Here is a 26,560-nt window from a genome sequence, read left to right as displayed (position 1 = left end):
GGTCCTGCCGTGCCCAAGTCACAGCCGCCACTGAACAAAGAAGGAAGCACCATGGCACCTTCGGCAGCCCCCCAGCGCATCGTCATCGAGAACTGTGCGATCGCCACCGTGGACGCGAATGACACCGAGTACGCCTCCGGGTACCTCGTCGTCGCCGACAACAAGATCGAGTCGATCGGAGCCGGTCAGGCCCCGAAGGGCCTGGAGAACGTGGTCCGCCGCATCGACGGCACCGGCCACCTGGTCACCCCCGGCCTGATCAACACGCACCACCACTTCTACCAGTGGATCACGCGTGGTCTGGCCACCGACCACAACCTCTTCAACTGGCTGGTCGCCCTCTACCCGACGTGGGCGCGCATCGACGAGCAGATGGGGCGCGTCGCGGCCCAGGGCTCGCTCGCGATGATGGCCCGCGGCGGTGTCACCACCGCGATGGACCACCACTACGTCTACCCGCGGAACTCGGGCGACCTGTCCGGCGCGATCATCGGCGCTGCCTCCGAGATGGGCGTGCGCTTCACCCTGGCCCGCGGCTCCATGGACCGCAGCGAGAAGGACGGCGGCTTGCCGCCGGACTTCGCCGTCGAGACCCTCGAAGGCGCGCTCTCGGCGACCGCCGAGACCGTCGACCGCTTCCACGACGCCTCCTTCGGCTCGATGACCCAGGTCGCCGTCGCCCCCTGCTCGCCGTTCTCGGTCTCCACCGAACTCATGAAGCAGGGCGCCGAGTTGGCCCGCGCCAAGGGCGTACGGCTGCACACCCACGGCTCGGAGACCGTGGAGGAGGAGCAGTTCTGCAAGGAGCTGTTCGGCATGGGCCCGACCGACTACTTCGAGTCGACCGGCTGGCTCGGCAACGACGTGTGGATGGCGCACTGCGTCCACATGAACGACTCCGACATCGCCGCCTTCGCCCGCACCGGCACGGGCGTGGCCCACTGCCCCTCCTCCAACGCGCGCCTGGCCGCGGGCATCGCCCGGGTCCCGGACATGCTGAAGGCGGGCGTCCCGGTCGGCCTCGGCGTCGACGGCACCGCGTCCAACGAGTCGGGTGAGTTGCACACCGAGCTGCGCAACGCGCTCCTCATCAACCGCCTCAACGCCCAGCACCGCGAGGCCGCGCTCAACGCCCGCCAGGCGCTGCGCCTGGGCACCTACGGCGGCGCCCAGGTGCTCGGCCGCGCCGACCAGATCGGTTCGCTGGAGGCCGGCAAGCTCGCCGACTTCGTGCTGTGGAAGCTGGACACCCTGGCCCACGCCTCCATCGCCGACCCGGTCACCGCGCTCGTCTTCGGTGCCGCGGCCCCGGTCACCGCCTCGTTCGTGAACGGCAAGCAGATCGTCGAGAACAGCCGTCTCACCACGGTCGACGAGGACGCCATCGCGGTCGCGACCCGCGAGGAGGCCCAGCGCCTCGCCCGGATCGCCGCGCAGGCCTGACCCCAAGGAGTCCGGCCGAGGGGGACGGCCCTCGGCCGGTCGCCGTGGACCCGAGCGGGGTGCACGGCAGCTGGGCCGGGGGGTGCGTACTACAAGGACGTACGCACCCCCCGGAACGGTGAACGTGTCGATCCCCGCACGAATACCGTGAGTTGGCGCGAGCCGCGCCGACCGTCAGCCGTACCGGAAGCGTGATCCCCGCGCTGCCCGCACCGTCCGGCACCACCGGCCGTCACCCGGCCCGGTCACCACCCCTTCGGCCCCACCCGCAACCCGATCGGTAGTACCCCGCGTCACACAGCCAGCCGCGCTGTTCGCACTGCCCTGCACCACCTGTTCCAGCTGCTCAACGCACCACACCGCAACACCTCCCTGACATCCGCGTCCACCGCCGACGTGTAACCGACCGGAGGAACCGCCGTGGCCGCACAGCCCAGGTTTCGCAACTTCGCAGTCCGCCCCGCCCAGACCGGCGAGAAGCACCCGGTCGACGAGACGCTCCCCCCGCTGAAAATGTTCACCAGTGGCCTCCAGCACGTGGCCGCGATGTACGCGGGTGTGGTGGCCCCGCCCATGATCGTCGGCCCCGCTGTGGGGCTCGACACCAAAGAGACGGCTTTTCTGGTCGCCGCGAGCCTGTTCACCGCAGGGCTCGCCACACTTCTGCAGACCCTCGGGATCTGGAAGATCGGCGCCAAGTTGCCCTTTGTGAACGGGGTTTCGTTCGCCGGCGTCACCCCGATGATCGCCATCGGCAAGGAGCACGGCCACAACGCGATCCCCGTCATCCTCGGCGGGATCATCGTCGCCGGACTGCTCGGGTTCATAGCCGCCCCGTACTTCGGCAAGCTCGTCCGCTTCTTCCCGCCGGTCGTCACCGGCACCGTGATCACCCTGATCGGTGTCTCGCTGCTCCCCGTGGCCTTCAACTGGTCCTCCGGCGGCAACGAGAAGGCCGCCGACTACGGTTCGCTCTCCAACCTCGCGCTCGCCGGGATCACCCTGGTCATCGTGCTCGCGCTGCGCAAACTGCTGCGCGGCTTCATGCAGCAGATCGCGATCCTGCTCGGTCTGGTGGCGGGTTCGGTCATTGCGATCCCGATGGGCAAGACGAGCCTCGACGCCATCAAGAACGCGGACGTCATCGGCTTTCCGACGCCGTTCCACTTCGGCGCCCCGCAGTTCGACATCGCCGCGATCGTCTCGATGTGCATCGTGATGCTGGTCTGCATGACGGAGTCCACCGCCGACATGCTGGCCCTCGGAAAGATCGTCGAGCGCCCGGCCGACCAGGAGACCATCGCGGCCGGCCTGCGCGCCGACACCCTCGGATCCGTGCTCAGCACCGTCTTCAACGGCTTCATGGCCAGTGCCTTCGCCCAGAACATCGGGCTCGTCGCGATGACCAAGGTGCGCAGCCGGTTCGTCGTCGCGACCGGCGGACTCATCCTGATCGTCGTCGGGCTCTGCCCGGTCGCGGCCTCGGTGATCTCCCTCGTACCGCTGCCGGTGCTCGGCGGCGCGGGCATCGTGCTGTTCGGCTCGGTCGCCGCCAGCGGCATCCAGACCCTGTCGACGGCCGCCCTGGAGAAGGGTGAGAACGCGCTGATCGTGGCGGCCTCGGTCGGCATCGGCCTGATCCCGATCGCCAAGCCGGACTTCTACCACGCCTTCCCCGACAAGGCACTGGTCGTCCTCGACTCCGGGATCTCCACCGGCTGCGTGGTCGCCATCGTCCTCAACCTGGCCTTCAACCACTTCGGCAAGAAGCACGCCGAGGCGGAGGCCGACGACGACCTGACCTCGGCCGAACCGGCCGTAGCCCTGCACTGACCGCTCAGCCCTTCGGCCCGGAAGGTCCCGGCCGGTCACGGGACCTGTGGCACCACCTGCCGGGCCTTAGGTCGTCCCTGGTCCGCTCAGCCCCTTTGTCCGCTGTTCACGGTGCTAGAACGGAAGGGCCGCGTCCCACCACGGGATGCGGCCCGTTCGGATGTTGCGCCCCCTGCCACGGCAACACCCCTTTCCGTGGAGGAAGCAGATGAGTACGGCCGCACAGAGGGACGCGACCGAGAAGAAGAAAAGGGGCGCCGGCGTGATGGCCGTCATGCAGCGCATCGGCCGGAGCCTGATGCTGCCGGTGGCCGTGATGCCGGCCGCGGCCCTCCTCGTACGCCTTGGCAACACCGACATGCTCGGCCGGGACTCCTTCCCGGCCGTCGTCACCAGGATCGCCGGATATATGTCCGCGGGCGGCGGCGCGATCATCGACAACATCGCGCTGTTGTTCTGCGTCGGCATCGCGATCGGCTTCGCCAAGAAGGCGGACGGTTCGACCGGGCTCGCGGCCGTCGCCGGATACCTCGTCTTCGAGAAGGTGCTCGCCACCTTCACCGACAGCACCCTGCCGAAGGTCGCGGCCGTCGTCGACGGCAAGATCGTCATGAACGAGGCGCCGGTCAACGCGGGTGTCCTCGGCGGTGTCGTCATGGGCATCGTGGTCGCGCTGCTGTACCAGAGGTTCCACCGGACCAAGCTGCCGGACTGGGCGGGCTTCTTCGGCGGACGCCGCCTCGTGCCGATCCTGTCCTCCTTCGCGGGCCTGGTCATCGGCATCGTCTTCGGTCTGATCTGGCCGGTGCTCGGCGCCGGACTGCACCACTTCGGCGAGTGGCTGGTCGGCTCCGGCGCCGTCGGTGCCGGCATCTTCGGCGTCGCCAACCGCGGTCTCATCCCGGTCGGCATGCACCACCTCCTGAACTCCTTCCCCTGGTGGCAGGCCGGCGACTACAACGGCGCCCACGGCGACATCCCGCGCTTCCTCGCCGGTGACCCGAGCGCCGGACAGTTCATGACCGGCTTCTTCCCGATCATGATGTTCGCCCTCCCCGCCGCCTGCCTCGCGATCACCCACTGCGCGCGCCCCGAGCGCCGCAAGGTCGTCGGCGGCATGATGATGTCGCTCGCGCTCACCGCGTTCATCACCGGCATCACCGAGCCGATCGAATTCAGCTTCATGTTCATCGCGCCGGTCCTGTACGCGATCCACGCGGTGCTCACCGGCGTCTCCATGGCGCTGACCTGGGCGCTCGGCATGAAGGACGGCTTCGGCTTCTCGGCCGGCGCCATCGACTTCTTCCTCAACATCGGCATCGCCCAGAAACCCTGGCTGCTCGCCCTGGTCGGCGTCTGTTTCGCGGCGCTGTACTACGTCGTCTTCCGCTTCGCGATCACCAGGTTCAACCTGCCGACGCCGGGCCGGGAATCCGACGAGGAGCTCGAAGAACTCCTGAAGGCGGAGGCCAAGTAGCCATGCATCACACGCCAGTTGAGCACACCACCCGCATCCTCGACCTCGACCGGGAAGGGCTCGCAGCACTGCGCGGCCGCGAGCTCACCGCCGCCGTGGCGGCCGCCGAGGGCCGCACCATGGTCGCCGAGGTCTTTGCCGAGCGCGCCGCGCTGATCCCCGGAGAGGACGGCCGGGGCGTCCACAACATGGAACTCGTCGCGGCCTTCGGCGCCGACATCGTCGTCCTGAACCTCATCGAACGGGCCTGGGACGGTACGAAGCTGACCCTGCCGGGCCTTGGCACCTTCACCTCGATCGGCGACCTGGCGGCGCACATCGGCCGCCCGGTCGGCATCAACCTCGAACCCGGTGACGTACCGGAGATCCGGCGGGCCAAGCCCGAGTACGCCAAGCGGCTGGTCGACATGGGCGCGGCCATGCTGTGTCTCACCGCGAACCCCGGCACCGGCGGCTCGTACGACGGGCTCGCCCGGGTAACCGACGAGCTGCGCCGGGGACTTGGCGACGACGTGGCGCTGTGGAGCGGCAAGATGCACCACGCCGGGCACCCCGAACGCGTCACCGCCGCCCGCCTCACCTCGCTCGTCGAGGCGGGCGCCGACGGTGTCGTCCTGCCGCTGCCCGGCACCATGCCCGGCGTCACCAAGGAGCTGGCCGCCGAGGCGGTCGCCGCCGTGCAGGACGCGGGCGCCGTGGTGATGGGCGCGATCGGCACCAGCCAGGAGGGCTCGCACACCAACGTGGTGCCCCAACTCGCCCTCACCGCAAAGGAGACAGGCGTCGACGCCCACCACTTCGGGGACTCCTTCATCCCCGGAATGTGCGACCCGGAGCTGCTCTACGCCTACTCCGTCGCGATCCGCGGCCGGCGCCACACCTGGAACCGCATGGCGCTCGGCGGCCGCGGCACGCGGAGCGTCGCATGCTGACCTCCGACGTCCGCCGGGCCCGCATCGCGGAACGGGTCGAGTACAAGGGCCATGTCTCGGTCGCCGAGCTGATCAGGGTGATGCGAGTGAGCCGGATGACGGTCTACCGAGATCTGGCACTGCTCGAAGGGGAAGGGCGGCTGCACCGCGTGCGCTGCGGCGCGACCGCCTTCCCGAGCGCCCGGTTCGAGGACGGCGCGGACTGGATGACCTGGCGGCTCACCCAGCAGCAGGCCGCTTGACCTCCTACTTCTCGCAGGCGATGCCGTCGCCGTCCCGGTCCAGGTGGGCGGCGTAGCCGGGGTCGCCGCGGTGGAGCGGAGCGGCTCCGGCGGCGCGGACGGCGGCGCAGTTCTTGTAGTAGACGCTGCCTCCGCCGCCCTTGCCGCTACCGCCGCTGTCCCCTCCGCCATTGCCCCCGCCGTCGTTCATCGGGGGCGGCAGGCTTGGGCCGTTCGTCTTGGGCTTCGGCGGAGCCTTGGGGGCCGGGGGCGTCGGGGCGGGGGGCGTCGAGGACGGCGTGGCGCTCGGGCTCGGACTCGGGCTGGCCGACGGCGTCGGGGAAGCGGACGCCGAAGGAGCGGCGGCCGGGCTGCTGGCCGCGGGCTTGACGGTGTCGTCCTGGCAGCCGGTCGTGGTGAAGGCGAGCGCACCGAGCAGGCCGGAAATGAGCAGAGTGCGGACGGCTGGCCTTGATATGCGCATGCGGCGGCTCTTTCGGACGATCGGGTGCTTGTAATGATCTGGTGAAGAGAGAATACGGGCCGCAAAGGTTACGTAAAGCAAGTTCGGTCAACTCGGCCGAATTCAGCCGCCGTACGGTCGGAGAACGCACGAAAAGGCGGGTACGGCAGCCCTCCGCTGCCGTACCCGCCGTTCCCGCGGGGGCCGTCAGCCGATGTGGTACGGGTCGCCGTACACCTTCCAATCGAGCGGGGTGTCCAGGTTCAGATTGCCCTTCTTCAGGAAGACCCGCTGCTCGGTGTCGACGCGGCTGGTGTCGCTGTGCGCCTCCTCCTGCTTCATAGCCCAGACCCGGGCGTCCAGGAACGCGTTGAGGTACGTCGTCTCGTTGCCGCCCTGCGACGGGGGCTTCGCCTTGGCGAGTGCCTTCTTGCGGATGGAGCTGAAGCTGGTCGGGTCGCTGCCGTCGCCGTGCATCACGATGGCGTCGTAGTAGATGAACTGCCCGAGCGTGCCGACTCCGTCGGACTTGCCCTGCTTGACGGCCGGGTCGAAGTAGACCCGGTCGCGCTCGTCGTTCTGGGCGTCCTTGAAGGCCGTCTCGGACGCGGCGGTCTTCCAGTCCTTGGTGAAGTTCGGGTCGAGCCCCTTGTGCGAGTCGGTCCCGTTGACCTTCTCCAGGGCCGGCAGGTATTTCGCGAGGACGTTGCCGGGATTGCGGGCGGTGTAGAGCTTGACCAGGTCGAGCATGTCGCCGGTACCGGAACAGAATCCGATGATGCCGGCGGTGTAACCGCGCCCGTCCTTGATGTCCTCGATGTACTTGTACTGCGCCTTCCAGTTCAGCGAGGAGTTCTCCGCGCTGGAGACGAGCTGCATGGCTATGTCTTTCTTCGCCGGGTCGTCGAGCCCGGTCGCGGCGGCGTTGTTCACCGTCGCATTGTCCGCTGTGGTGGCGGCCGGATTCTCGGCGGCATACGCCGTGACCGGAACCGCGAGGAGAGCGGTGCCGAGCAGGGCGCGTACGGCGATCTTGGTACGACGTGCGGTGGTCTTGCGGTGGGGGGTGTGCACCTGGACCTCCATGAGGAGTTCGTCGCTCCGGTGTTCTGTTAGGAAACTTTCCTACCATTGCCGCGAAGCGGCCGTACACCCCTGCGACACAAGGAAGTTGAAGTGGCCGGACGTCCGGGTCAACCTTCACCATGGCCGACCTGCTGCTCTTCGCGTTCGACGGCGACGCGGAGAAGATCAACCCGCTGGGCGACGGCCCTCCTCAACCTGCTGCTCCTGATGACGGTGGTCGCCATTCCCCGGCCGGCCGCGCTGATGGCGGAGTACCTGCGGGAGCCCGGCGCCTCGCATGTCGCGGCCGTCGTCTACAGCGGCCTGATGGTCGTGATGGCCCTCAACTACCAAGCCCTGTGGTGGCACTTGACCCGTACGGGCCACCTCTTCGACGACCGGGTCGACAACACGGCCGCCCGCGCCACCCGCGCCCGATTCGCCATCGGCTCGCTCGCCTACCCGGCGACGGTGGCCCTCGCCTTCGTCTCGGCCCCGCTGACCCTGGCCGCGCACGGCCTGCTCGCCGTGTACTACGGCTTCAACCAGCTCAAGGTGCCGGTCGCGGAGGCCGGGCTAAACTGACGGGCCGCCGTTGCCGCACGTCAGAAGACCAGCCAGAAGGAGTCCCGCACGTTGTCCGAGAAGCACGAGGCAGCCGTCCCGGCGCCGGGAGCGACCCGCCTCACCCTCGTCTCCGACTGCGGCAACTGCTTCGGCCTGTGCTGTGTCGCCCTCGCCTACGCGGCGTCCGCCGACTTCGCGATCAACAAGCCGGCCGGGAAGCCCTGCCCCAACCTCCAGCAGGACTTCCGCTGCGGAATCCACCGCGACCTGCGCGGGCGCGGCTTCCAGGGCTGCACGGTGTACGACTGCTTCGGCGCCGGCCAGAAGGTCTCACAGGGGACCTTCGGGGGCCGCGACTGGCGTACGGCTCCGGAGACCGCCGCCTCGATGTTCGAGGCCTTCCCGGTGATGCGCCAGCTCCACGAGCTGCTCTGGTACGTCACCGAAGCGCTCGCCCTGCCCAAGGCGCGGCCCGTCCACGCCGAGCTGCGCGCCGCTCTGGAGGAGACCGAGGCGTTCACGGCGCTGGCCCCCGAGGCCCTCGCCGACCTGGACGTTCCCGCCCACCGCGACAAGGTCAACAAGCTGCTCCTCAAGGCGAGCGAGCTGGTCAGGGCCGACTTCAAGGGCAAGAAGAAGGACCGCCGCGGCGCCGACCTCATGGGCGCCAAGCTGAAGGGTGCCGACCTGCGCGGCGCGAACCTGCGGGGCGCCTTCCTGATTGCCGCGGACCTGCGCGGCGCCGACCTGCGGATGGCCGACCTGATCGGCGCGGACTTCCGCGACGCGCGGCTTTCCGGCGCCGACCTGACCGAGGCGTTCTTCCTCACCCAGGCCCAGCTGAACGCGGCGAAGGGTGACGCGACCACCAAGCTTCCGCCGTCACTGGTGAGGCCGACGCACTGGTAAGGACAGCACCCTGAGGGGCGCGGGGAACCGCGCGACCGGCCACTGGCGGCCCGCAGCCGAATGGTGCGCACCCAGCAGAGCGTTTCAGCGCCCCCAGCCCGGATCCCGCCCGCTCACGCCGATCAGGCGGTCCAGCATCGGCGCCTCGGCGGGTACGTCGACGGCCGGGCCGAATGCCGTGCCGCGCGCGGCCGGGTCGTCCTTCGACGGGGCGAGGAGCTCGTAGGAGACCACCAGGTCGGCCGGGGCGGGCCGGTACGGCTGGCCGGTGGCCCGCGCCACGTCCCAGCCGTGCACCACCAGCTCGTCGAGGGCGATGCGGCCCACGGCCGCCGCGGGGAAGGTGCCGCCGCCCGCCCGTGTGTCGCCCTCCCAGGCCGCTGGGTCCCGCCAGGCGGCGGCCATGGCGGCGAGGCTCTCCGGCATGGACGTGCGCCAGTCCGCGGGCAGCTCGGGCGGTGGCACGCTGCCGGGGGCGGTGCTGGTCGAGGGGCCGAATTCCTTGTGCGCGGCATCCTGGAAGGCGACGCTGAGGCCCGCGATGTGCGAGAGAAGATCCCGCAGCGCGTACGCGGGACAGGGCGTCGGGCTCTCCAGTTGATCGTCGCGTACGCCTTCGAGCAGGCGCGTCAGCTCGGCCGCCGCGGGGCCGAGGTCCGGGAGGGATGCTTGGGCGTTCGTTTCGCTGCTCATGAAAGGGAGACGGTCCGGGGAACGAGAACTCATCGCCGGTTGCGCCATGAATCTGTTCGGGGGGCATGGCCTGGGTGTCGCCCTGCTTCGGTGAAGGGCTCGGACGGTCTCAACAGCGTTGAAATCAGAGGGAGTTGATGCGCAGCCCCTTGCCGTGCCCGCGCCCACCATGTCATACAGGTCTGGACCTTTTCCGTGGGACGGGAGGCCCCGCCGTGCGCAGCCGAACCAGCCGCCGAGCCGGCCGCCGGACCGGGGGAGCCGTCGGCCTGCTCGTCGCCCTGCCGCTGCTGCTCACCGCGTGCGGGGTGGGGGACGACAAGGACCGGCAGGGCCCGTCCGTGCCGGGCGCGGTCACCGCGCAGGCGAGCAGCGCCACGTCCGTACACGTGATGTGGCAGCCGTCGACCGACAACAAGGCGGTCGCAGGGTACGAGGTCCTGCGCGACGGGGCCGTGGTCAAGCGGGTCCCGGCCGACCGGAGCATGACCGACGTCGACGGGCTCGCCGCCTCGACCGCGTACCGCTTCACCGTCCGTGCCCGGGACGCCGCCGGGAACCTGTCGTCCCCCAGCGTGCCCGCCGCCGTCACCACCCCGGCCGCGACCCCGGACGACAAGCGCCCGCCCACCGCTCCGGCGCACCTCGCGGGCCGCGCGGACGGCACCGGCACGGCCATCCTGACCTGGGTCCACGCCTCGGACGACGTCGGCGTGACGGCGTACGACGTCTACCAGGAGGGCGCCCGCATCCACAGCGTCGGCGGCACCCTGACCACGGCGCGGCTGACCGGGCTGCGGCCCGGCACCGTCTACACCTTCACCGTGCGTGCCCGGGACGCCGCCGACAACGCCTCGCCGGACAGCAACGCCGTCGACGTCACCACGGCCGCCGCCCCCGGCGCGCCCCCGAGCACCGCGCCCACCGGGCTGCGCGCGAGCACCGCACGGGCCACGTCCGGCGGCGGAACGGACATCACCCTGCACTGGGTTCCGCCGCGCACCGGAGGCGGGATCGGGGCCTACCAGCTCTTCCTCAACGGCGCCCCGACCACCACGATCGTGCCCGGCATCCCGGCGCCGGGCGGTCTCACCTCGTACACCTTCACCGTCCCCGACCCGCCCGGCACCCGCTACAGCGTGAAGATCCGCGCGAGGCTCGCGGACGGGAAGTGGGGCGACTTCTCGGCGCAGCCGACCGTGGTCGTGCCCTGACGTGCCGGTCGAGCGCGGTCGTCACCCGAGAGGCCGGTCGATCGTGGTCGTGCCCTGATGGTCTGTCAGGAGAGCTTCCGGCCGCCGAACGCGCTGGAGCCGTCCGCCTGTTGCCACCACTTCTCCAGGCCGCTCTGGTCCATCGCGCTCCAGTCGGGGCTCTCCTGTACGAGTCCGAGGCCCAGGCGTCGGCCGAGGTCGACCATGCTGCGGCCGACCGCGGACCGCCTGGTGTCGTACGCGGCAAGCGCCTCCGGCCAGCTAGTGGCCGAGGCCAGCGCGGCCCCCAGGGCGGTCGCGTCCTGGAGCGCCTTCACCGCGCCCCCGCCGGTGTGCGGCCTGGCCACCGTCGCGGCGTCCCCGGCCAGGGCGAGCCGGCCGACCGCGTACCGGGGTGCGGTGAAGTCGTACATCGGCTGGATGAAGAGTTCCTCGGGTGCCGTCAGATGCATCAACTGGCCCCAGTACGGCGCGAGTCGAGTGTCCGCGATCTCCAGGGCGCAGGCGCGCAGCGCGTCGGTGAGGGTGCCGGGCGGCAGGCTGGTGGGGGAGTCGAGGGGCAGTCCGTGGCCGTCCGGCGGCGCCGCGTACAGCACCCAGTTGACGCGGTGGCCGCCCCGGCCGTCCGGGATGCGGTAGATGATCGCGTGCCCGCCCGGGAAGACGGCGTACACGCAGTCCTCCACCGGCCAGAGTCCGGGGTCGGGCAGCCGCTCGACGGGGAAGGCGCCCCGCCAGGCGAGATAGCCCGCGTACTCCGGGCGCACCTCGGGGTACGCGGCGGTGCGGACCACCGAGCGGTAGCCGTCGGCGCCGATGACGAAGTCGAACCGTTCGGACCGTCCGTCGGCCGTGCTCAACTCGGCGGCGTCCGCGGCCACTTCGAGACGCTCGACCGAGGTGCCCGCGCGGAACTCCACCGACTCCGGCACCCGCGCCCGCAGTTCGCGCCAGAGCGGGCCCCAGTTGTACGTGCGGAACGGGAAGGGCAGGATCCCGACACGGCGGCCCAGCGGGGCATCGCCGTCGCGAACGTACCAGCAGCGCCTGACCAGTTGGATCCAGGGCATCGCCGTGTCCACGTACCCGGCGGCCTCCAGTTCGGCATAGCGGTCGTTGTGCATCGCGAGCCCCACCCCGCGGTCGGCCAGCTGCCCTGCGGCCCGCTCGTACACCGTGATCCCCTCGGCGCCACCGCGGTGCGCGGCCAGTGCCGCGGCACACCCCGCGACGCTCCCGCCCACAATGGCAACTCGCCCTCCACGCATCCCCAACGCCCTCGCAGTCCTCGTCAGACAGGGTGCCGTGCCTCCCCGGCCCGGCGGACGCCCCCGCGGGATTGTCGCAGCAACCGGTGGCAAGCGCAGGAGGGGGCTCGGGTGATCACGGGATGCGGCGCCGTGCCCCGCATGGTCCATTGAGCCCATGAACGCGGACCAGGACCTGCGATCGACGGTCGACGCACTGATGGACGGGCTGCGGGCAGATCTGGAACGGCTGGCCCGCATCCCCTCGATCGCCTTCCCCGGCTTCCCTCCCGAACCGGTGCGCCAGGCGCACGACCTGGTGGTGGAGCTGCTGCGGGGCGCCGGAGTCGAGCACATCGAGCAACTCGACCTGCCGGACACGGCGCCCGTCGTCTACGCCGAGATCCCCCCGCCCACCCCGGACGCTCCAACGGTGCTGCTCTACGGCCACTACGACGTCCAGCCGCCCGGCGACGAGTCCCTGTGGCGCTCGCCGCCGTTCGAGCCGACCCCCATCGAGGGCGGGCTGCGGGCCCGCGGCATCGCGGACGACAAGTCCAACATCATCGTCCACCTGGGCGTGCTGCGGGCGTACGGCGGCCGTCCGCCGACCGGCATCAAGATCGTGATCGAGGGCCAGGAGGAGTACGGCAGCCCCTTCGACGACTACCCGCCCACGGACCCCGAGCGGTTCGCCTGCGACGCCGTGATCGTCGCCGACCTGGGCAACATCCGCCCCGGCTCACCCACCCTCACCACCGGCCTGCGCGGCGCGAGCGAGGTGGTCGTCGAGGTGCGCACACTGGCCGAGGCGCGGCACAGCGGAGAGTTCGGCGGCGCCGCCCCCGACGCCCTGCTGGTCCTGCTGCACGCGCTCGCCACCCTCCACGACGCCGACGGCAACGTGGCCGTCGCCGGCCTGCGCCGCGAGGCGTGGTCCGGCACCTCCTACACCGACGAGGAGTTCCGCGACCTCGCGGCCGTGCGCGACGGGGTGCCGCTCATCGGCACCGGCAGCCTGGGCGAGCGCCTGTGGAGCGGGCCCGCCGTCACCGTCATCGGCATCGACGCCCCGAGCGTGGACCACGCCGCGTCCGCGCTCGTGCCGTACGCCCGGGCCAAGCTGAACCTCCGCTTCCATCCGCAGCAGGATCCGAAGGAGGCGCAGGGCGCGCTCGTCGCCCATTTGGAGGCACTGCGGCCGTTCGGAATTCCGCTCACCGTCACCCCGGGCGACGCCGGCCCCGGCTTCGAGCCCGCGACCGGCGGCCCGGCCTATCGCGCCGCGCTCGCCGCGCTGCGCGAGGGCTGGGGCGCGGAGCCCGCCTTCGCGGCGAGCGGCGGCTCGATCCCCCTGGTCAACGGCCTCGCCAAGGCGGCGCCCGGCGCGGAGGTGCTGCTCTTCGGCGCGCAGGACAGCATGTGCGCGCTGCACGCCCCGAACGAACGCGTCCTCTTCTCCGAGCTGCGCGGCGCGGTGATCGCGGAGGCGGCGTTCCTGCGGGAGTACGCGGCGGGGTTCGGGGGCGCGTCATGACAGCGGGGCCGCCGGCTGGACGGCAGCCCCACGTGCCACCACCCCAAGTACCGCCACCGGAGCCGCCGTTCGAGGATCCGGCACCGTCCAAGACCGGGGGATTCCGCTTCCCGAGCGCGTTGACGATCCTCGCGATCGTCACGGTGGCCGTGTGGACCCTGGCGTTCGTCATCCCGTCCGGCGCGTACGACCGCAACGCCGACGGGGCGCCCGTCGAGGGCACCTACCACCGGGTCGACAACGGCCAGAGCTTCGTGGACCGCCTGAACGATCTCTTCCTCTCGCCGGTCAACGGCCTGTACGGCATCCAGGACGCCAAGTCCGGCCGGGTCGGCCCCTCGATGGCCGGCGAACTGTACGGCAGCGCCGGGGTGTTCCTCTTCGTGCTCGCCATCGGCGCGTTCATCACGGTGGTCTTCGCGACCGGCGCCCTCGACCGCGGCATCGGCCTCCTCGCCCACCGCCTCCGCGAGCGCGGCGCGCTGCTGATCGCGGGCGTGATGACGGTGTTCTCCGTCCTCGGCACGGTCGAGGGCTTCGCCGAGGAGACCCTCGGCTTCTACGGCCTGATCGTGCCGCTGATGCTGGCGCTCGGCTACGACCGCCTGGTCGCGACCGGCACGATCATCGTGGGCGCGGGCATCGGCGTGCTGTGCTCGACGGTCAACCCCTTCGCGACGGGCGTCGCCTCCTCGGCCGCCGGAATCTCCCTGGGCGACGGCATCGTCCTGCGCTTCGTGATGTGGGCGGTCCTGACGGCGGTGTCGATCCTGTACGTGGTCCGCTACGGGCGGCGCGTCCAGCGCGACCCGTCGAAATCCCTGACGGGTTTCCTGCCGGGAGACCTGGAACACCGGGAGGCGGAGGTGCGCCCGGCGGACGGGGGGACCGAGGCGTCTGACGGGGCCGAGCCCCCGGAGCTGACCCGAACCCACAAAGCGGTGCTGACCCTCCTCGCCCTCGTCTTCGCCTTCATGATCTTCTCGGTGGTGCCGTGGTCCAGCGCCCTGACGGGCAAGGCCGACGCCACCCCGTACGGCTGGGAACTGGGCTGGTCCTTCCCGCAGTTGGCGGCGCTGTTCCTGGTGGCGGCGGTCCTGGTGGGCGTCGCGGCACGCCTCGGCGAGGCCGGACTGAGCGCGACCGTCATCCAGGGCGCGGCCGACTTCATCTCCCCGGCGCTGGTCATCGTGCTCGCCCGGGGCGTGACGGTGATCATGAACAACTCGCAGATCACGGACACGGTGCTGCACTCGATCGAGGGCGTCGTGAAGGGCGCCCCGTCCGCCCTGTTCGCGGTGATCGTCTTCGTGGTGAACCTCCCCCTGGCCTTCCTGATCCCCTCGACCTCGGGCCACGCCACCCTCGCGATGCCGATCCTGGCCCCGCTGGCCGACTTCGCGGGCGTCTCCCGCGCGGTGGTGGTGACGGCCTGGCAGGCGGCGAGCGGCTGGATGAACCTGTGGGTCCCGACGACCGCCGTCACGATCGGCGGCGTGGCCCTGGCGAAGGTCGGCTACAACAAGTACCTCCGCTTCGTGGCGCCGCTGCTCGGCATCCTGTTCGTGCTGATCTGCGCGTTCGTGGCGGTGGGCGCGGCATTCACCTAGCAGCGGCGTTCACCTGGCAATGGCTCCGCCCCCGGTGCTGTGCGGTACCGGGGGCGGAGCCAGGGGACAACTGCTGGGGCTAGCCGACCAGTTGGTCGTACGCCGGGAGGGTCAGGAAGTCGGCGTAGTCGGCGTCCAGGGAGACCTTCAGGAGGAGGTCGTGGGCCTGCTGCCACTTGCCGGCCGCGAAGGCCTCCTCGCCGATCTCGGCGCGGATCGCCGCGAGCTCCTCGGCCGCGACCTTGCGGGCGAGCTCAGCCGTGGCCTTCTCGCCGTTCTCGAAGACCACCCCCGCATTGATCCACTGCCAGATCTGCGAGCGCGAGATCTCGGCGGTGGCCGCGTCCTCCATCAGGTTGAAGATCGCGACCGCGCCGAGGCCGCGCAGCCACGCCTCGATGTAGCGGGTGCCGACCTGGACGGCGGAGACCAGGCCCGCGTACGTGGGCCTGGCGTCGAGAGAGTCGATGGCGATCAGGTCGCCCGGGGCCACCGAGACGTCCTCGCGCAGCCGGTCCTTCTGGTTCGGCTTGTCGCCGAGGACCGCGTCGAAGGAGGCCATCGCGATCGGGACCAGGTCGGGGTGGGCCACCCACGAGCCGTCGAAGCCGTCGCCCGCCTCGCGGTCCTTGTCGGCCTTGACCTTCTCGAAGGCGACCTTGTTCACCTCGGCGTCCCGGCGCGAGGGGATGAACGCGGCCATGCCGCCGATCGCGTGGGCGCCGCGCTTGTGGCAGGTGCGCACCAGGAGCTCGGTGTACGCGCGCATGAAGGGGGCCGTCATCGTCACCGCGTTGCGGTCCGGAAGGACGAACTTCGCGCCGCCGTCCCGGAAGTTCTTCACGATGGAGAAGAGGTAGTCCCAGCGGCCCGCGTTCAGGCCGGCCGCGTGGTCCTTGAGCTCGAAGAGGATCTCTTCCATCTCGTACGCGGCCGTGATCGTCTCGATCAGGACGGTGGCACGGACGGTGCCCTGCGGGATGCCCACGTAGTCCTGCGCGAAGACGAAGATGTCGTTCCAGAGGCGGGCCTCCAGGTACGACTCCGTCTTCGGGAGGTAGAAGTACGGGCCCTTGCCGAGGTCGATCAGGCGCTGCGCGTTGTGGAAGAAGTACAGGCCGAAGTCGACGAGCGCGCCGGGGACCGGGCGGCCGTCGAACTGGAGGTGGCGCTCCTCCAGGTGCCAGCCGCGCGGGCGCATGACCACGGTCGCGAGCTGGTCGGCGTCCTTGAGGGCGTACGACTTGCCGGACCTGGCGTCGGTGAAGTCGATGCGACGCTCGTACGCGTCGATCAGGTTGAGCTGGCCGAGGACGACGTTCTCCCAGGTGGGGGCCGAGGCGTCCTCGAAGTCGGCGAGCCAGACCTTCGCGCCCGAGTTCAGGGCGTTGATGGTCATCTTGCGGTCGGTCGGACCGGTGATCTCCACACGGCGGTCGTTCAGCGCGGCCGGGGCCGGCGCGACCTTCCAGTCGGCCGCGCGGATCCCGGCGGTCTCGGGGCGGAAGTCCAGCGTGGAGGTGCGGGCGATCTCGGCGCGACGGTCCTGGCGGCGGGTGAGGAGCTCGTCACGGCGGGCCGTGAAGTTCCGGTGCAGCTCGGCCACGAAGGCGAGGGCCGCGTCGGTGAGTACCTCGTCCTGCCGGGGCAGGGGCTCGGCATCGACGATGGCCAGCGGGGACGGCGCTGGTGCGGACATGAGCTGTCACTCCTTCGCGGGCGGTGCCCTGACGGCCGCCGGGTCGCCATAAATGGCACTCAGTGCCAGGGCTCCGAGGTACGACTGCGGGCGCCGGTTGATCTGACGGGCGCTTCTGAACAGTGGATACTAGTTTCCTCATAGTGGAAGTTCAATGGTTTGTTGATGTCGAGATTCTCCGGGTCGACAGACCATGGCGCTGGGTGCCACCCCGTTCACTCCACGCTGTCCCGGCTGTCTTCCCGTGCACTCCGTGTACTCCAGGTCTACTGGAGGCGGCCGAGGTCCGCCTCCGTGTCGATGTCGTACGGCTCCGCGATGTCCCCGCACTCGACGAGCGCGATCTCCGCCTCGTGGGCCTTCAGATAGGCGCGCGCGCCCCGGTCTCCCGTGGCGCTCGCCGCGATGTCCGCCCAGCGGTCCGCGCCGAACAGCACCGGATGGCCCCGATTTCCGTCGTACGAAGCCGCCGCCAGGGAATCGCCCGAACGGTGGGCGGCGAGCACGCGGGCCACCGCTTCGGGGCCGATGCCGGGCTGGTCGACGAGCGAGACCAGGGCGGCCTCCGATGCCTCGTCCGATGCGGTCAGCGCCTCCAGTCCTGCCCGGAGCGAGGAGCCCATGCCCTCCGCCCAGTCCGGATTGTCGACGAGCACACAGCCCGCCAGGTCTGCGCGGGCCCGTACCTCCTCGGCCGCGGCGCCGAGCACCACGTACACCGTGCGGCAGCCGCCCTCGCGCAGGACCCGGACCGCGTTCTCGACGAGCGGGCGGCCGCGGTGCGGGAGCAGGGCCTTGGGGCGGCCGCCGAGCCGCCGGCCGCCGCCCGCCGCGAGCAGCAGCCCCGTGACCCGTGCCGCATTTGTCGGTGGTTGCGTCATGCCCCCACATATACCTAATGCTTCTGTCGAATTCCGTCCGCGCAGTGGCGCACGACACACCGGATGGCGTTAACTGGCCCGCGAATCCTGGCAGTTGACCTTCGCTGCACGGGTTTTTGACACCTGCACAAGGACGTGCGTGGGGGAGGGCTTTTGTTGCGAAGCGTGGAGCAGAGGGCCGTGGCCGGCAGTGGTGAGGACCCCAGAGTGAGCGAGTTGCGGGCGGCCGTGTCCCGGCTGCGCCGGGAGCTGGCCGGTCATCCGGCGGAGTTTCCGGACCGGGCCGTGGCCGAGGACGAGCTGGCGGCGCTCGACGCGATGGCCGTCAGCGGCGTCCCGGAGGTGCCGCGCCTTCGCCGCTCGCTGCTGCTGATCGCCGGCTCGATCGGCTCGGTCAGCGCGCTGGCGGGCGCGGTCACCGATGTACGGAAAGCGGTCGAGTTGTTCGGCGAGCCGCCGGGCCAGTACTGAGCATCTGGAGGTCTGCCTGTGGCGGCCCGGTCCGAACTCCCCCAAATTCAGGCCGGGTTCACGCCACCCAGTGCGGCCGGTTCTGCTCGCCGGTAACGGCGGGCAGGCCCGCGTCCAGGGCCGCGGCAAGCCGGCGGACCGCCTCGTCCGTCCGCTCCGGCTCGTGCACGAAGGGAATGCGCAGACGGTGTTCGTGCGTGCCGGGGTCGGCGGCGAAGCGTGAACCCGGCTGGATGTTCACGCCGTGGTCCAGGGCCGCCTGGGCCAGCGCACCCGCGATCGGGCGGCCGAGGTCGACCCAGAGGCTGAGCCCGCCGACCGGCAACTGCCAGCGCCACTCCGGGAGATGACGGGTCAGCGACTCGGCCAGCGCGTCGCGCCGCTCGCGCAGCTCGGGCAGCCGCCTGGCCAGCACGTCGTCCATGCCGGGCAGCAGCGTCTTGGCGAGCACCTGGTCGATGAGCGAGGGCGCCAGATCCACATGGATGCGCAGCGCGGCCAGCTCGTTGACGAGCCGGGAGCCCGCCCGCACCCAGCCGATCCGCAGCCCGCCCCAGTGGGTCTTGCTGAGTGAGCCGACCGTGACGATCTGCTCGGACTCGCCCTGGTGGGCCAGTGACACGAACGGCGCCGGGGCCGGTCCCTCCAGGGACATCTCGGCCATGGTCTCGTCGATGAGCAGCCAGGTGCCCGTAGCCCGGGCCGCGCGAAGGACCCGGGTCCGCTGCTCGGCGCTCATCAGCGCGCCGGTCGGATTCTGGAAGTCCGGGATGAGGTAGGCGAGCCGGGGCGCGGTCTGGCGCAGGGTGCATTCGAGGAGCTCGCTGTCCCAGCCGTCCTCGGTCACCGGTACGGGAGTGATCCGCAGCCCGGTGTGGCGCACCGCGTCCAGGGCGTTGGGGTAGGAGGGGCTCTCGATCAGGGCCCGGTCGCCGGGGCGGCCGAGGAGATTCACCACCAGGGACACCGCGGACTGGGCGCCGGTGGTGATCAGGATCTGCTCGGGCAGGGTGGGCAGCCCGCGCCGGGTGTAGCGCTCGGCGACGGCGGCCCGCAACTCGGGCAGGCCGAGCGGGTGGTAGCCGTTGGTGGCGGCGTGGCAGGCCAATTCGGGCCCGGCCAGTTCGAAGGCGGCGGCCAGCTCGGCGGCCGGGGCGCACGGCGCGGCCATCGCCAGGTCGATGACGCCGTCCGGCGCCTGGTACCGGGCCACATTGGCCGGGGCCGCGCCCTCGGGCAGCTCGGTCCAGGTGCCCGAGCCGCGCCGGCTCAGCGCGTACCCGCCCTCGCGAAGGAGGTCGTACGCGGCCGTGATGGTGGCCCGGCTGACCTCCAGGGCGGTGGCCAGCTCGCGCTCGGCGGGCAGCCGCGTGTGCAGCGGGATGCGGCCGTCGAGCAGCAGGGTGCGCACGCCCTGGGCGAGGGCGCGGTAGCCGGGGTGCGGGCCCGTGATGGCGGTGACCTGGGCGGAGAGCTGACGGCTGCCGAGCGTGCGCGCGGTACTGCTGACGGTGTCCACGGACCGGACCACCCGCATGCCTGCCATACCAACCTCCATGAATTGGCCCTGCCGTCCAGGCCAATCAGCGTACAGACTCCAGCCTTGTCAGCGCATTGGCCTGGATGGCCGAGGAGGGTGAGTTGTCATGGAACGCGATGTGGCGGTCACGGACCGGTTCGAGCGGGAGATGCAGCGGCGTCGCGAGGAAGGCCCCAGAGGGATCTCGCTCGTCCGGTTCCGCGGGCTGCGGCTGCGCAAGGGGCGCGCGAAGTGACCGGGGGGCGGGTGGTCGTGGGCGTCAGCGGTTCGCTGGGCAGCCTCGCGGCGCTGCGGGCCGCGGTCGACGAGGCCCGTAACGGCGGCCGCGCTCTGGTCGCGGTGACCGCGTGGGAGCCGCCGGAGGGCGAGATCCTCTACGCGCGCAACCCGGACAGCGCGTGGGCCGCGTACCACGAGGACCTGGCGCGCGAGACGCTCGACCGGGCCGTCGAGGAGGCGCTCGGCGGACTGCCCGAGGACGTGGCCGGGCGGAAACTCGTCGTACGCGGCAAGGCGGGGCGGGTGCTGTGCGCGCTCGCCGACCGGCCCGAGGACCTGCTGGTCATCGGCGCGCGGCCGGGCGTGCGGCGCGCTCCGGTACGCCGCTACATACAGCAGCACGCGCGGAGCGCCTTCCTGACGACGCCGGCGCCCCGCCTTCCCCGGCACACGGTGCGGGCCCTGCGGCACGCCCGGGCCGAGGACTTCGCCCTGCACGGGTGAACAGAGCCGGGGCCGGGCCGTACGGGGGACGGCCCGGCCCCCACCGGACCGTCCCCGTCCTCGGTCAGCCGCCGCCCCGGTCGTCGTCCGGAGCCAGGGTGTGCGGCGCCAACTGCGCGACCAGGCCGAGCAGTTCGTCCGCCGGATAGGTGCGGCCGGCCTCGGTGCCCGGGGGCGCCGGAGCCGCCGGGATCAGGGCGTCGGCCGCCTCCGCGTGCAGCCAGACCGCGATCAGGTGCACGGCCGGAATGTGCAGCAGTCGCACCTCGGCGTCGCCGGGGTGACCGCTCGCGGCATCGAGCGCGGCCGCCGTACCGGCCACGAACGGGCCGTAGCCCAGCTGGCTGAAGACGTGCTCGCCCGACGCGTCCCGTACGGTCTCGGCGAGTGCCACCGCGTCGCTGCCGTGCCGGACCAGATAGCGCCAGGCGACCGGCTCCGCATCGGCCAGCGGGCTCGCGGGGCCGACGGTGTACATCGGCACCGGGTCCGCGAGGCGCAGCTCGTCCGGGGCGGCCGGCAGCAGGGTCTCGGTGCGGACCCGGCCGAGGCCGGCGAGCAGCCGGAGACCGGCCTCGGCCGCCTCGCGCGACTGCTCGGGGGGCTGTGGTGACTGCAGTGTCATGGCCGGTCCTAGCCCCTCGTGTAGTAGCTGTGCGTCCAGGTCCCGCTGCCCTGGTAGCTGGTGGCGAGGGTGTTGTACACCTGGTCGGACTTGCCTTGAAGTGCTCTCCCGGCTGAAGCCGGGAGATTCCTGCTTACCTTGCGGTAGCGGGCTTGACGCGTTTCACGCGCCTGACGACTGCCCTCCCGACAGCCGGGATGAGCGCAAGGCCCATCCGGTACAGATGCAACACGTTCCGGGCCGCGTTCCAGTCGGCGCTGCCCGACCAGCCGCAGTCCGGGTTCTTGCACACGAACACGGCCTGGGACTCCCGGCTCCCGGGCGTGATGAAGCCGCACGCGGAGCATCGCCGGGACGTATTGGGGGCCGGGACCTTGTGCAGGATGCCGCCGTGCCGTGCGGTCCTGTACGTCAGCATGATGACCGTGCGGCCCCATGCTTCCCCGCTGATGGAGCGGTTCAGCCCGGATTTCTGGGCGACGTCCCTTCCCGGCTCTTCGACCGTTCCCTTGGCGGACTTGACCATGTTCGTGACGGTGAGTGCTTCGACCACGACCGTGCCGTAGGTGCGGGCGATGGCGGTGGTCGTCTGATGCTGCCAGTCCAGGGTTCGGCGCTTGGCTTTCGCGCGGAGTCCTGCGATCTGGTCGTAGGTGTGGTGCAGTCGGCGGCTGATGCGCTCGCCGGGTTTGCGGTGGCGCTGACGCCGCGCGGCGCGCTGCTCCAAGTGCAGGAGCTTGGCTTTTTCCTTGTCGGTCAGCCACTCGACGTGCTCGTACGTCTCACCGTCCGAGAGGGCGATGGGTACCTTGATGCCCACGTCGATGCCGACGTCCGGCCCTTGGTGGGGTTCGGGTTTGGCCTCCAAAGTCTGGACACGGAAGGCGATGTGCCAGCCGAGCGCGTCCTTGACCAGCCGGGCCCCGGTGATCCGGTTCTCGGCATTGGCCCGCTTACCCACAGGCAGGTCCTTGGTCCACCGGAACCGGACCCGGCCCACCTTGGGAATGTTGACCATGCCCCAGCGGCGGTGCACGCGGACGATGTTCAGGTCCCGGCCCTGCGGGACGTCCACGGACATCACCGTGCGGATGCGGCTCTTGAAGTTCGGAGCGTCGGCGCGGCCGTCCCAGCAGTTCTTCCACGCCTGGAAGTACGTCTTGAGCACCGCTTGCGCGGCCTGCGCGGGCAGGACAGCGAGAAAGTCGATGTCCTCGTGGGCCTGGCGGATCGCGGCGTCCGCGTTCGCGAGAGTCCGTTTTCCCTTCGGCATCATCTGCCACCAGGCGTGCAGCAGGTTCCACACAGTGCGGGCCGCATGCGCCTGCTCATCGGTCTTCAACACCCCGGCAGGCGACAGCGCAAGCCGGGCACGGTGCCCGAACTGCCGCTTGAACAAGGTGTCTTGACTCACAATCGAGAACCTAGCAATGGTCTATGTCGCCGCGCTGTAACCCTAATCTCGATGTCTGAACCGGTCGCCATGTTGTCCACAACCTGCACGTTCACTTGGCTTTCGTCACCAGGTACAGGCGGAAGGCTTTCACCACGCCACGCTGGCCCACACCGAAGAGATCATGCGGCAGGGGGCGGAAGGACCCAGCCTTGCAGGAGGTAACCGCGAGGGACGGGAGCATTCAGCCCGGCTGGCGGATCAGACGGCGCGCGCTCGCGGCGGCGACCGCCGCCGTGCGCGAGTCCACTCCCAACTTGGCGTAGATATGGACGAGATGGGACTTGACGGTGGCCTGGCTGAGGAACAGCTGCTTGCTGATCTGCTGGTTGGAGAGCCCGTCGCCGACCAGCTGCAGCACCTCCAGCTCGCGCCGGGTCAGCGCCTCGGCGGGTGTGCGCATCCGGTCCATCAGCCGGTGCGCCACGGCCGGGGCGAGCGCCGACTGGCCCGAGGCCGCGGTGCGCACCGCCGCCGCGAGCTCCTCGGGCGGGGCGTCTTTGAGCAGATAGCCCGCCGCGCCCGCCTCCACCGCCGCGAGGATGTCCGCGTCGGTGTCGTACGTCGTGAGCACCAGGACGCGCGGGGCGCCCGGCCGCGCCGTGATCTTCGCGGTCGCCTCGGCGCCGTGCATCCCGGCCCCGAACTGGAGGTCCATCAGGACGACGTCGTACGCATCGGACGACGCGAGCTCCACCGCGCGCTCGGCGGTGGCGGCCTCCCCGGCCACCGCGAAGTCCGGCTCGGTGTCGAGGACCGCGCGCAGCCCGGCCCGCACGATGGGGTGGTCGTCGGCAAGCAGCAGCCGGATGGGCGCCGCGTTCACCGGGCACCCGCCACGGGCAGCGGCAGAGTGATCGCGACGGCCGTGCCCTGGCCCGGCGCCGACTCCACGCTCAGCGTGCCGCCGAGCGACTTGGCGCGCGAGCGCATGGCCGGGAGGCCGAAGCCGCCGGTCTCCTCCGTCGGCCGCCGCTTCGCCGGGTCGAACCCGCGCCCGTCGTCGACGACGTCCAGGGCCACCGAGGTGTCCATGAAGCTGAGCGTGATCTCGGCGCGTCCGGCGCCCGCGTGCTGCACGGTGTTGGCGAGCGCCGACTGCGCGATGCGCAGCAGCGCCACCTCGTACGGCGTCGGCAGCTCGACCGGGGTGCCGCTCACGCCGAACTGCACGGCGGGGCCCGGCGCCGCCGCGCACAGCCGCTCCAGGGCGCCGGACAGCGAGCCGTGCTCCAGGTCCGGCGGGGTCAGCGCCTTCACGAAGCGGCGGGCCTCGGCCAGGTTGTCCTGGGCCGCCTGCCGGGCCTGCTCGACATGTTCGCGGGCCGGGTCGCCGGCGGGCAGCGCGCGCTCGGCCGCGCGAAGGAGCAGCTGGATCGAGGAGAGGCCCTGGGCGAGCGTGTCGTGGATCTCGCGGGCCAGACGCTCCCGCTCGGCAAGCGTGCCGGCCGTGCGCTCGGCCTGGGCGAGCTCGGCCCGCGTCGCCACCAGCTCGTCGATCAGCTCGCGGCGCCGCTCGCTCTCGCGGTACAGCGCGTCGTACCCGAGCACGGTCGCGACGGCGACCGCCGCCCCCAGCAGCGGCCCTATGAAGGCGCCCGGCGTGACCTGCTGCCCGTGCAGCACGAAACCGGCGATGGCCGCGCCCGCCGTCGCGAGCACGGCGGGCAGCGCCCAGCGCAGCGGCAGCAGGTGGAGCAGCAGGAAGTAGAGCGGGAAGGCGGCCCACAGCGCCTCGGGGGACAGGGCGAGCAGTGCCAGCCAGGACGCGCCGAGCGCCCCGAGCCACACCGCGGCCGCCGGCGTCCCGGGCCGCACGGCGGGCAGCGCGACGCCCGCCGCGTACACCGCGGCCATCAGGACGACCGCCGCCACGACGGCCCCCGCGTGCGGCGCGCCGTCGCCGAAGGACCGTACCGCGGCGAGCGTGAGCAGCCCGCCGAGCAGCGCGTGCAGACACAGGCGCAGCAGGGCGGCGACGGGGGTGTGGGGGCGTGCGGAATCCATAGGCCTTCCAGCGTACGGGTGAGGCGGGCGGCCCCGGTCAACCGAAAGTTTGATGTGCGGATGCATCCTTCGATACGGGGACACATGCCCGGGTGCGATGTGGCGGGGGGCTCGGGACGGAAGGCTTGGCCCCATGTTCGTCGCATGGAGAGACCTCCGGTTCGCCAAGGGCCGGTTCGCGCTGATGGGTACGGTCGTGGTGCTCATCACCCTGCTGGTGGGGCTGCTTTCCGGGCTCACGGCCGGGCTGGCCAGGGACAACACCTCGGCCGTCAGCGCCCTGCCAGCCGACCGGCTCGCCTTCGCCGCACCGCCGTCCGGGCAGTCGGTGTCGTTCACCAACTCCGTTGTGCCGAGCGGTAGTTGGCACAAGTGGCGCCAAGCGCCGGGCGTGCGGGAGGCCCAGCCCATCGGCGTCTCCACGCTGAACGCGAAGGCGGGCGCCCGCACGGCCGCGGTGTCCTCGTTCGCGGTGCCACCCGGCTCGGACCTCGCCCCGGCCGCGGTGCGCGCCGGATCCGTAGTCCTCTCCCACGGCGCCGCCAAGGACCTGGCCGCGAAGGCGGGCGACACCGTGACGCTGGGCGGCAAGCGGCTGACCGTGTCTGCGGTGGCGGGCGAGGACTCCTACAGCCACACCCCCGTCGCCTGGACGGCGCTCGCCGACGACGCGCCCGCCACGGTCGTCGCGCTCACCCTCGACGGCGGCGCGGACCTCGCGGCCACCGACAAAGAGCTCGGAACCAAGAGCCTGACGCTCTCCGAGGCGCTCTCGGCGCTGCCTTCGTACAAGGCCGAGAACGGCTCGCTCCAGCTGATGCGCGGCTTCCTCTTCGTCATCTCGGCGCTGGTCGTCGGCGCGTTCTTCACCGTGTGGACGATCCAGCGCAGCGGCGACATCGCCGTACTGAAGGCGCTCGGGGCCTCGACGCCCTACCTCCTCAAGGACGCGCTCGGCCAGGCGGTCGTGATGCTGACGGTCGGCACGCTCGTCGGCACCGGGCTCGCCTCGCTCGCCGGGGGGCTCGTGGGCGGCGCCGTGCCGTTCGTGCTCGACCCCACCACGACGCTCACGCCTGCCGCCGTCCTGATCGTCCTCGGTGTGATCGGCGCCGCCCTGTCCATCCGGCGCATCACCGCCGTCGACCCGCTGACCGCGCTCGGGAGTGCCCGATGACTGCCTCGACCCTGCTCCTCGACGACATCACGTTGACCTACCCCGACGGCGAGGGACGTCTCACCGCCCTCGACGCGGTGTCGCTCTCGGTCGGCGCGGGCGCGGTGACGGCCTGCGTCGGGCCGTCCGGATCCGGCAAGTCCAGCCTGCTCGCGGTCGCCGCGACCCTGGTCACCCCGGACAGCGGACGCGTCGTCGTGGCCGGGACCGACACCGGCGCGCTCGGCCCCGCCGAGAAGGCGGCGCTGCGCCGCGACTCCATCGGCATCGTCTTCCAGCAGCCCAATCTGCTGCCCTCGCTCACGGCCGCCGAGCAGCTCCAGGTGATGGCCCACCTCGCGGGCCGCGGGCCGCGCGAGGTGCGCGGGCGCGCCCTGGAACTCCTGGCCGCCGTCGGCCTCGCCGACCAGGCCCACCGCCGCCCGCACCAGCTCTCCGGCGGCCAGCGCCAGCGCGTCAACATCGCCCGCGCCCTCATGAACGACCCCGCCGTGCTCCTGGTCGACGAGCCCACCAGCGCCCTCGACCACGAGCGGGGCGCCGCGATACTCGACCTCCTGCTCACCCTCACCCGCGACCGCGGCACGGCCACCGTCCTGGTCACCCACGACCGCGCCCACCTGGAGCGGATGGACGCCGTGGTGACCATGGCCGACGGGCGCCTGAGCGCGGCGAGCGCGGTGGCGGGCTGAGCGCCCGGGATCCACGGCGCGGCACAACATTGGCCGGCGCATGGGCTGCTCCATACCGCCCGTGCGCCGGAGGTTCACCTC

General features: G+C 71.4%; 26 protein-coding genes. 15 read left to right on the top strand and 11 right to left on the bottom strand.

Going from position 1 to position 26,560, the window contains the following annotated elements; translation table 11 throughout:
• Window positions 1-51 precede the first annotated feature (51 nt).
• From ACSHXC_RS08235 to ACSHXC_RS08215, 5 genes are all read left to right on the top strand, one after another.
• The gene (locus tag ACSHXC_RS08235) at window positions 52-1,443 is read left to right on the top strand and encodes an 8-oxoguanine deaminase (protein WP_399493509.1); all 1,392 of its coding nucleotides are present in this window, start codon (window positions 52-54) and stop codon (window positions 1,441-1,443) included.
• A gap of 420 nt (window positions 1,444-1,863) precedes the next feature.
• Window positions 1,864-3,276, top strand: a complete 1,413-nt coding sequence (locus ACSHXC_RS08230) for a nucleobase:cation symporter-2 family protein (RefSeq protein WP_438290937.1) — start codon at window positions 1,864-1,866, stop codon at window positions 3,274-3,276.
• A 208-nt stretch (window positions 3,277-3,484) separates the two neighbouring features.
• Window positions 3,485-4,753, top strand: coding sequence for a PTS transporter subunit EIIC (locus ACSHXC_RS08225; protein ID WP_438290936.1), 1,269 nt, complete (start codon window positions 3,485-3,487; stop codon window positions 4,751-4,753).
• Window positions 4,754-4,755: 2 nt separating this feature from the next.
• The gene (locus ACSHXC_RS08220) at window positions 4,756-5,685 is read left to right on the top strand and encodes a DUF7916 family protein (protein ID WP_438290935.1); all 930 of its coding nucleotides are present in this window, start codon (window positions 4,756-4,758) and stop codon (window positions 5,683-5,685) included.
• Window positions 5,679-5,927 carry a DeoR family transcriptional regulator gene (locus tag ACSHXC_RS08215; protein WP_438290934.1) on the top strand — a complete coding sequence of 83 codons (249 nt, stop codon included), beginning with the start codon at window positions 5,679-5,681 and terminating at the stop codon, window positions 5,925-5,927. The genes ACSHXC_RS08220 and ACSHXC_RS08215 overlap by 7 nt, the downstream gene beginning before the upstream one ends.
• A 4-nt stretch (window positions 5,928-5,931) precedes the next feature.
• Here the strand turns inward: ACSHXC_RS08215 and ACSHXC_RS08210 are convergent, their stop codons facing one another.
• Window positions 5,932-6,390, bottom strand: coding sequence for an excalibur calcium-binding domain-containing protein (locus tag ACSHXC_RS08210; protein ID WP_438290933.1), 459 nt, complete (start codon window positions 6,388-6,390; stop codon window positions 5,932-5,934).
• Window positions 6,391-6,576: 186 nt separating this feature from the next.
• On the bottom strand, window positions 6,577-7,443 hold the full coding sequence (locus ACSHXC_RS08205; protein WP_438290932.1) for a chitosanase: 867 nt from the start codon (window positions 7,441-7,443) through the stop codon (window positions 6,577-6,579).
• A 219-nt stretch (window positions 7,444-7,662) separates the two neighbouring features.
• Between ACSHXC_RS08205 and ACSHXC_RS08200 the strand changes: the two genes are divergently transcribed.
• Both ACSHXC_RS08200 and ACSHXC_RS08195 read left to right on the top strand, forming a co-directional pair.
• Window positions 7,663-8,019 (top strand): hypothetical protein, encoded by a 357-nt coding sequence (locus ACSHXC_RS08200; protein WP_438290931.1) that lies wholly within the window; start codon window positions 7,663-7,665, stop codon window positions 8,017-8,019.
• A 51-nt stretch (window positions 8,020-8,070) separates the two neighbouring features.
• The gene (locus ACSHXC_RS08195) at window positions 8,071-8,910 is read left to right on the top strand and encodes a pentapeptide repeat-containing protein (RefSeq protein ID WP_438290930.1); all 840 of its coding nucleotides are present in this window, start codon (window positions 8,071-8,073) and stop codon (window positions 8,908-8,910) included.
• 84 nt (window positions 8,911-8,994) lie between these two features.
• Here the strand turns inward: ACSHXC_RS08195 and ACSHXC_RS08190 are convergent, their stop codons facing one another.
• The gene (locus ACSHXC_RS08190; RefSeq protein ID WP_438290929.1) at window positions 8,995-9,603 is read right to left on the bottom strand and encodes a TIGR03086 family metal-binding protein; all 609 of its coding nucleotides are present in this window, start codon (window positions 9,601-9,603) and stop codon (window positions 8,995-8,997) included.
• A gap of 215 nt (window positions 9,604-9,818) precedes the next feature.
• Here ACSHXC_RS08190 and ACSHXC_RS08185 point away from each other — a divergent pair, with 215 nt between their 5' ends.
• Complete coding sequence (locus ACSHXC_RS08185; protein WP_438290927.1) at window positions 9,819-10,817, top strand: fibronectin type III domain-containing protein; 999 nt, start codon at window positions 9,819-9,821, stop codon at window positions 10,815-10,817.
• A gap of 65 nt (window positions 10,818-10,882) precedes the next feature.
• Here ACSHXC_RS08185 and ACSHXC_RS08180 read toward each other — a convergent pair whose 3' ends face one another.
• Window positions 10,883-12,085: an FAD-dependent monooxygenase gene (locus ACSHXC_RS08180; RefSeq protein WP_438290926.1), complete on the bottom strand. Its 1,203-nt coding sequence runs from the start codon at window positions 12,083-12,085 to the stop codon at window positions 10,883-10,885.
• 157 nt (window positions 12,086-12,242) lie between these two features.
• Here ACSHXC_RS08180 and ACSHXC_RS08175 point away from each other — a divergent pair, with 157 nt between their 5' ends.
• Window positions 12,243-13,601, top strand: coding sequence for a M20/M25/M40 family metallo-hydrolase (locus ACSHXC_RS08175; protein WP_438290924.1), 1,359 nt, complete (start codon window positions 12,243-12,245; stop codon window positions 13,599-13,601).
• Window positions 13,598-15,211: a YfcC family protein gene (locus tag ACSHXC_RS08170; RefSeq protein WP_438290923.1), complete on the top strand. Its 1,614-nt coding sequence runs from the start codon at window positions 13,598-13,600 to the stop codon at window positions 15,209-15,211. The genes ACSHXC_RS08175 and ACSHXC_RS08170 overlap by 4 nt, the downstream gene beginning before the upstream one ends.
• Before the next feature lie 79 nt (window positions 15,212-15,290).
• On the opposite strand, the gene aceB is transcribed toward ACSHXC_RS08170, so the two are convergent.
• Window positions 15,291-16,910, bottom strand: a complete 1,620-nt coding sequence (aceB, locus tag ACSHXC_RS08165) for a malate synthase A (RefSeq protein WP_438290922.1) — start codon at window positions 16,908-16,910, stop codon at window positions 15,291-15,293.
• Window positions 16,911-17,176: 266 nt separating this feature from the next.
• The gene (locus ACSHXC_RS08160) at window positions 17,177-17,791 is read right to left on the bottom strand and encodes a nucleotidyltransferase family protein (protein ID WP_438290921.1); all 615 of its coding nucleotides are present in this window, start codon (window positions 17,789-17,791) and stop codon (window positions 17,177-17,179) included.
• Window positions 17,792-17,944: 153 nt separating this feature from the next.
• Here ACSHXC_RS08160 and ACSHXC_RS08155 point away from each other — a divergent pair, with 153 nt between their 5' ends.
• A complete protein-coding gene (locus ACSHXC_RS08155) occupies window positions 17,945-18,262 on the top strand; it encodes a DUF5955 family protein (RefSeq protein WP_438290920.1) in 318 nt (105 codons plus the stop codon).
• A gap of 58 nt (window positions 18,263-18,320) precedes the next feature.
• On the opposite strand, the gene ACSHXC_RS08150 is transcribed toward ACSHXC_RS08155, so the two are convergent.
• The gene (locus ACSHXC_RS08150) at window positions 18,321-19,808 is read right to left on the bottom strand and encodes a PLP-dependent aminotransferase family protein (protein ID WP_438290919.1); all 1,488 of its coding nucleotides are present in this window, start codon (window positions 19,806-19,808) and stop codon (window positions 18,321-18,323) included.
• 100 nt (window positions 19,809-19,908) lie between these two features.
• Here ACSHXC_RS08150 and ACSHXC_RS08145 point away from each other — a divergent pair, with 100 nt between their 5' ends.
• Both ACSHXC_RS08145 and ACSHXC_RS08140 read left to right on the top strand, forming a co-directional pair.
• Window positions 19,909-20,037 carry a hypothetical protein gene (locus ACSHXC_RS08145; RefSeq protein ID WP_386156043.1) on the top strand — a complete coding sequence of 43 codons (129 nt, stop codon included), beginning with the start codon at window positions 19,909-19,911 and terminating at the stop codon, window positions 20,035-20,037.
• Complete coding sequence (locus ACSHXC_RS08140) at window positions 20,034-20,525, top strand: universal stress protein (RefSeq protein WP_438290918.1); 492 nt, start codon at window positions 20,034-20,036, stop codon at window positions 20,523-20,525. Before ACSHXC_RS08145 ends, ACSHXC_RS08140 begins: the two co-directional genes overlap by 4 nt.
• Window positions 20,526-20,589: 64 nt before the next feature.
• Here the strand turns inward: ACSHXC_RS08140 and ACSHXC_RS08135 are convergent, their stop codons facing one another.
• The 4 genes from ACSHXC_RS08135 to ACSHXC_RS08120 all read right to left on the bottom strand — a co-directional run bounded on the left by ACSHXC_RS08135 (window position 20,590) and on the right by ACSHXC_RS08120 (window position 24,610).
• Window positions 20,590-21,150 (bottom strand): hypothetical protein, encoded by a 561-nt coding sequence (locus tag ACSHXC_RS08135; protein ID WP_438290917.1) that lies wholly within the window; start codon window positions 21,148-21,150, stop codon window positions 20,590-20,592.
• A gap of 133 nt (window positions 21,151-21,283) precedes the next feature.
• Window positions 21,284-22,564: an RNA-guided endonuclease InsQ/TnpB family protein gene (locus tag ACSHXC_RS08130; RefSeq protein ID WP_438290916.1), complete on the bottom strand. Its 1,281-nt coding sequence runs from the start codon at window positions 22,562-22,564 to the stop codon at window positions 21,284-21,286.
• Window positions 22,565-22,787: 223 nt separating this feature from the next.
• Window positions 22,788-23,429, bottom strand: coding sequence for a response regulator (locus ACSHXC_RS08125; RefSeq protein WP_438290915.1), 642 nt, complete (start codon window positions 23,427-23,429; stop codon window positions 22,788-22,790).
• On the bottom strand, window positions 23,426-24,610 hold the full coding sequence (locus ACSHXC_RS08120; protein WP_438290914.1) for a sensor histidine kinase: 1,185 nt from the start codon (window positions 24,608-24,610) through the stop codon (window positions 23,426-23,428). The genes ACSHXC_RS08125 and ACSHXC_RS08120 overlap by 4 nt, the downstream gene beginning before the upstream one ends.
• 133 nt (window positions 24,611-24,743) lie before the next feature.
• Here ACSHXC_RS08120 and ACSHXC_RS08115 point away from each other — a divergent pair, with 133 nt between their 5' ends.
• Together ACSHXC_RS08115 and ACSHXC_RS08110 are read left to right on the top strand one after the other, a co-directional pair.
• Complete coding sequence (locus ACSHXC_RS08115) at window positions 24,744-25,787, top strand: ABC transporter permease (RefSeq protein ID WP_438290913.1); 1,044 nt, start codon at window positions 24,744-24,746, stop codon at window positions 25,785-25,787.
• On the top strand, window positions 25,784-26,479 hold the full coding sequence (locus tag ACSHXC_RS08110; RefSeq protein ID WP_438290912.1) for an ABC transporter ATP-binding protein: 696 nt from the start codon (window positions 25,784-25,786) through the stop codon (window positions 26,477-26,479). Before ACSHXC_RS08115 ends, ACSHXC_RS08110 begins: the two co-directional genes overlap by 4 nt.
• Window positions 26,480-26,560 lie beyond the last annotated feature (81 nt).

Origin of the sequence: Streptomyces sp. HUAS TT7 (genome assembly GCF_051550175.1) — a bacterium.
Lineage (GTDB): Bacteria > Actinomycetota > Actinomycetes > Streptomycetales > Streptomycetaceae > Streptomyces.
The sequence above is the reverse complement of the archived record's forward strand: the minus strand, read 5'-3'. Positions and strand labels throughout refer to the sequence as shown.

Bases quoted from the DNA above. Each gene is read 5' to 3' on its own strand.
- ACSHXC_RS08235 (WP_399493509.1), top strand. From the start codon at position 52: ATGGCACCTTCGGCAGCCCCCCAGCGCATCGTCATCGAGAACTGTGCG.
- ACSHXC_RS08225 (WP_438290936.1), top strand. From the start codon at position 3,485: ATGAGTACGGCCGCACAGAGGGACGCGACCGAGAAGAAGAAAAGGGGC.
- ACSHXC_RS08220 (WP_438290935.1), top strand. From the start codon at position 4,756: ATGCATCACACGCCAGTTGAGCACACCACCCGCATCCTCGACCTCGAC.
- ACSHXC_RS08215 (WP_438290934.1), top strand. From the start codon at position 5,679: ATGCTGACCTCCGACGTCCGCCGGGCCCGCATCGCGGAACGGGTCGAG.
- ACSHXC_RS08210 (WP_438290933.1), bottom strand. From the start codon at position 6,390: ATGCGCATATCAAGGCCAGCCGTCCGCACTCTGCTCATTTCCGGCCTG.
- ACSHXC_RS08200 (WP_438290931.1), top strand. From the start codon at position 7,663: ATGACGGTGGTCGCCATTCCCCGGCCGGCCGCGCTGATGGCGGAGTAC.
- ACSHXC_RS08190 (WP_438290929.1), bottom strand. From the start codon at position 9,603: ATGAGCAGCGAAACGAACGCCCAAGCATCCCTCCCGGACCTCGGCCCC.
- ACSHXC_RS08180 (WP_438290926.1), bottom strand. From the start codon at position 12,085: ATGCGTGGAGGGCGAGTTGCCATTGTGGGCGGGAGCGTCGCGGGGTGT.
- ACSHXC_RS08175 (WP_438290924.1), top strand. From the start codon at position 12,243: ATGAACGCGGACCAGGACCTGCGATCGACGGTCGACGCACTGATGGAC.
- ACSHXC_RS08170 (WP_438290923.1), top strand. From the start codon at position 13,598: ATGACAGCGGGGCCGCCGGCTGGACGGCAGCCCCACGTGCCACCACCC.
- aceB (WP_438290922.1), bottom strand. From the start codon at position 16,910: ATGTCCGCACCAGCGCCGTCCCCGCTGGCCATCGTCGATGCCGAGCCC.
- ACSHXC_RS08160 (WP_438290921.1), bottom strand. From the start codon at position 17,791: ATGACGCAACCACCGACAAATGCGGCACGGGTCACGGGGCTGCTGCTC.
- ACSHXC_RS08150 (WP_438290919.1), bottom strand. From the start codon at position 19,808: ATGGCAGGCATGCGGGTGGTCCGGTCCGTGGACACCGTCAGCAGTACC.
- ACSHXC_RS08145 (WP_386156043.1), top strand. From the start codon at position 19,909: ATGGAACGCGATGTGGCGGTCACGGACCGGTTCGAGCGGGAGATGCAG.
- ACSHXC_RS08135 (WP_438290917.1), bottom strand. From the start codon at position 21,150: ATGACACTGCAGTCACCACAGCCCCCCGAGCAGTCGCGCGAGGCGGCC.
- ACSHXC_RS08120 (WP_438290914.1), bottom strand. From the start codon at position 24,610: ATGGATTCCGCACGCCCCCACACCCCCGTCGCCGCCCTGCTGCGCCTG.
- ACSHXC_RS08115 (WP_438290913.1), top strand. From the start codon at position 24,744: ATGTTCGTCGCATGGAGAGACCTCCGGTTCGCCAAGGGCCGGTTCGCG.
- ACSHXC_RS08110 (WP_438290912.1), top strand. From the start codon at position 25,784: ATGACTGCCTCGACCCTGCTCCTCGACGACATCACGTTGACCTACCCC.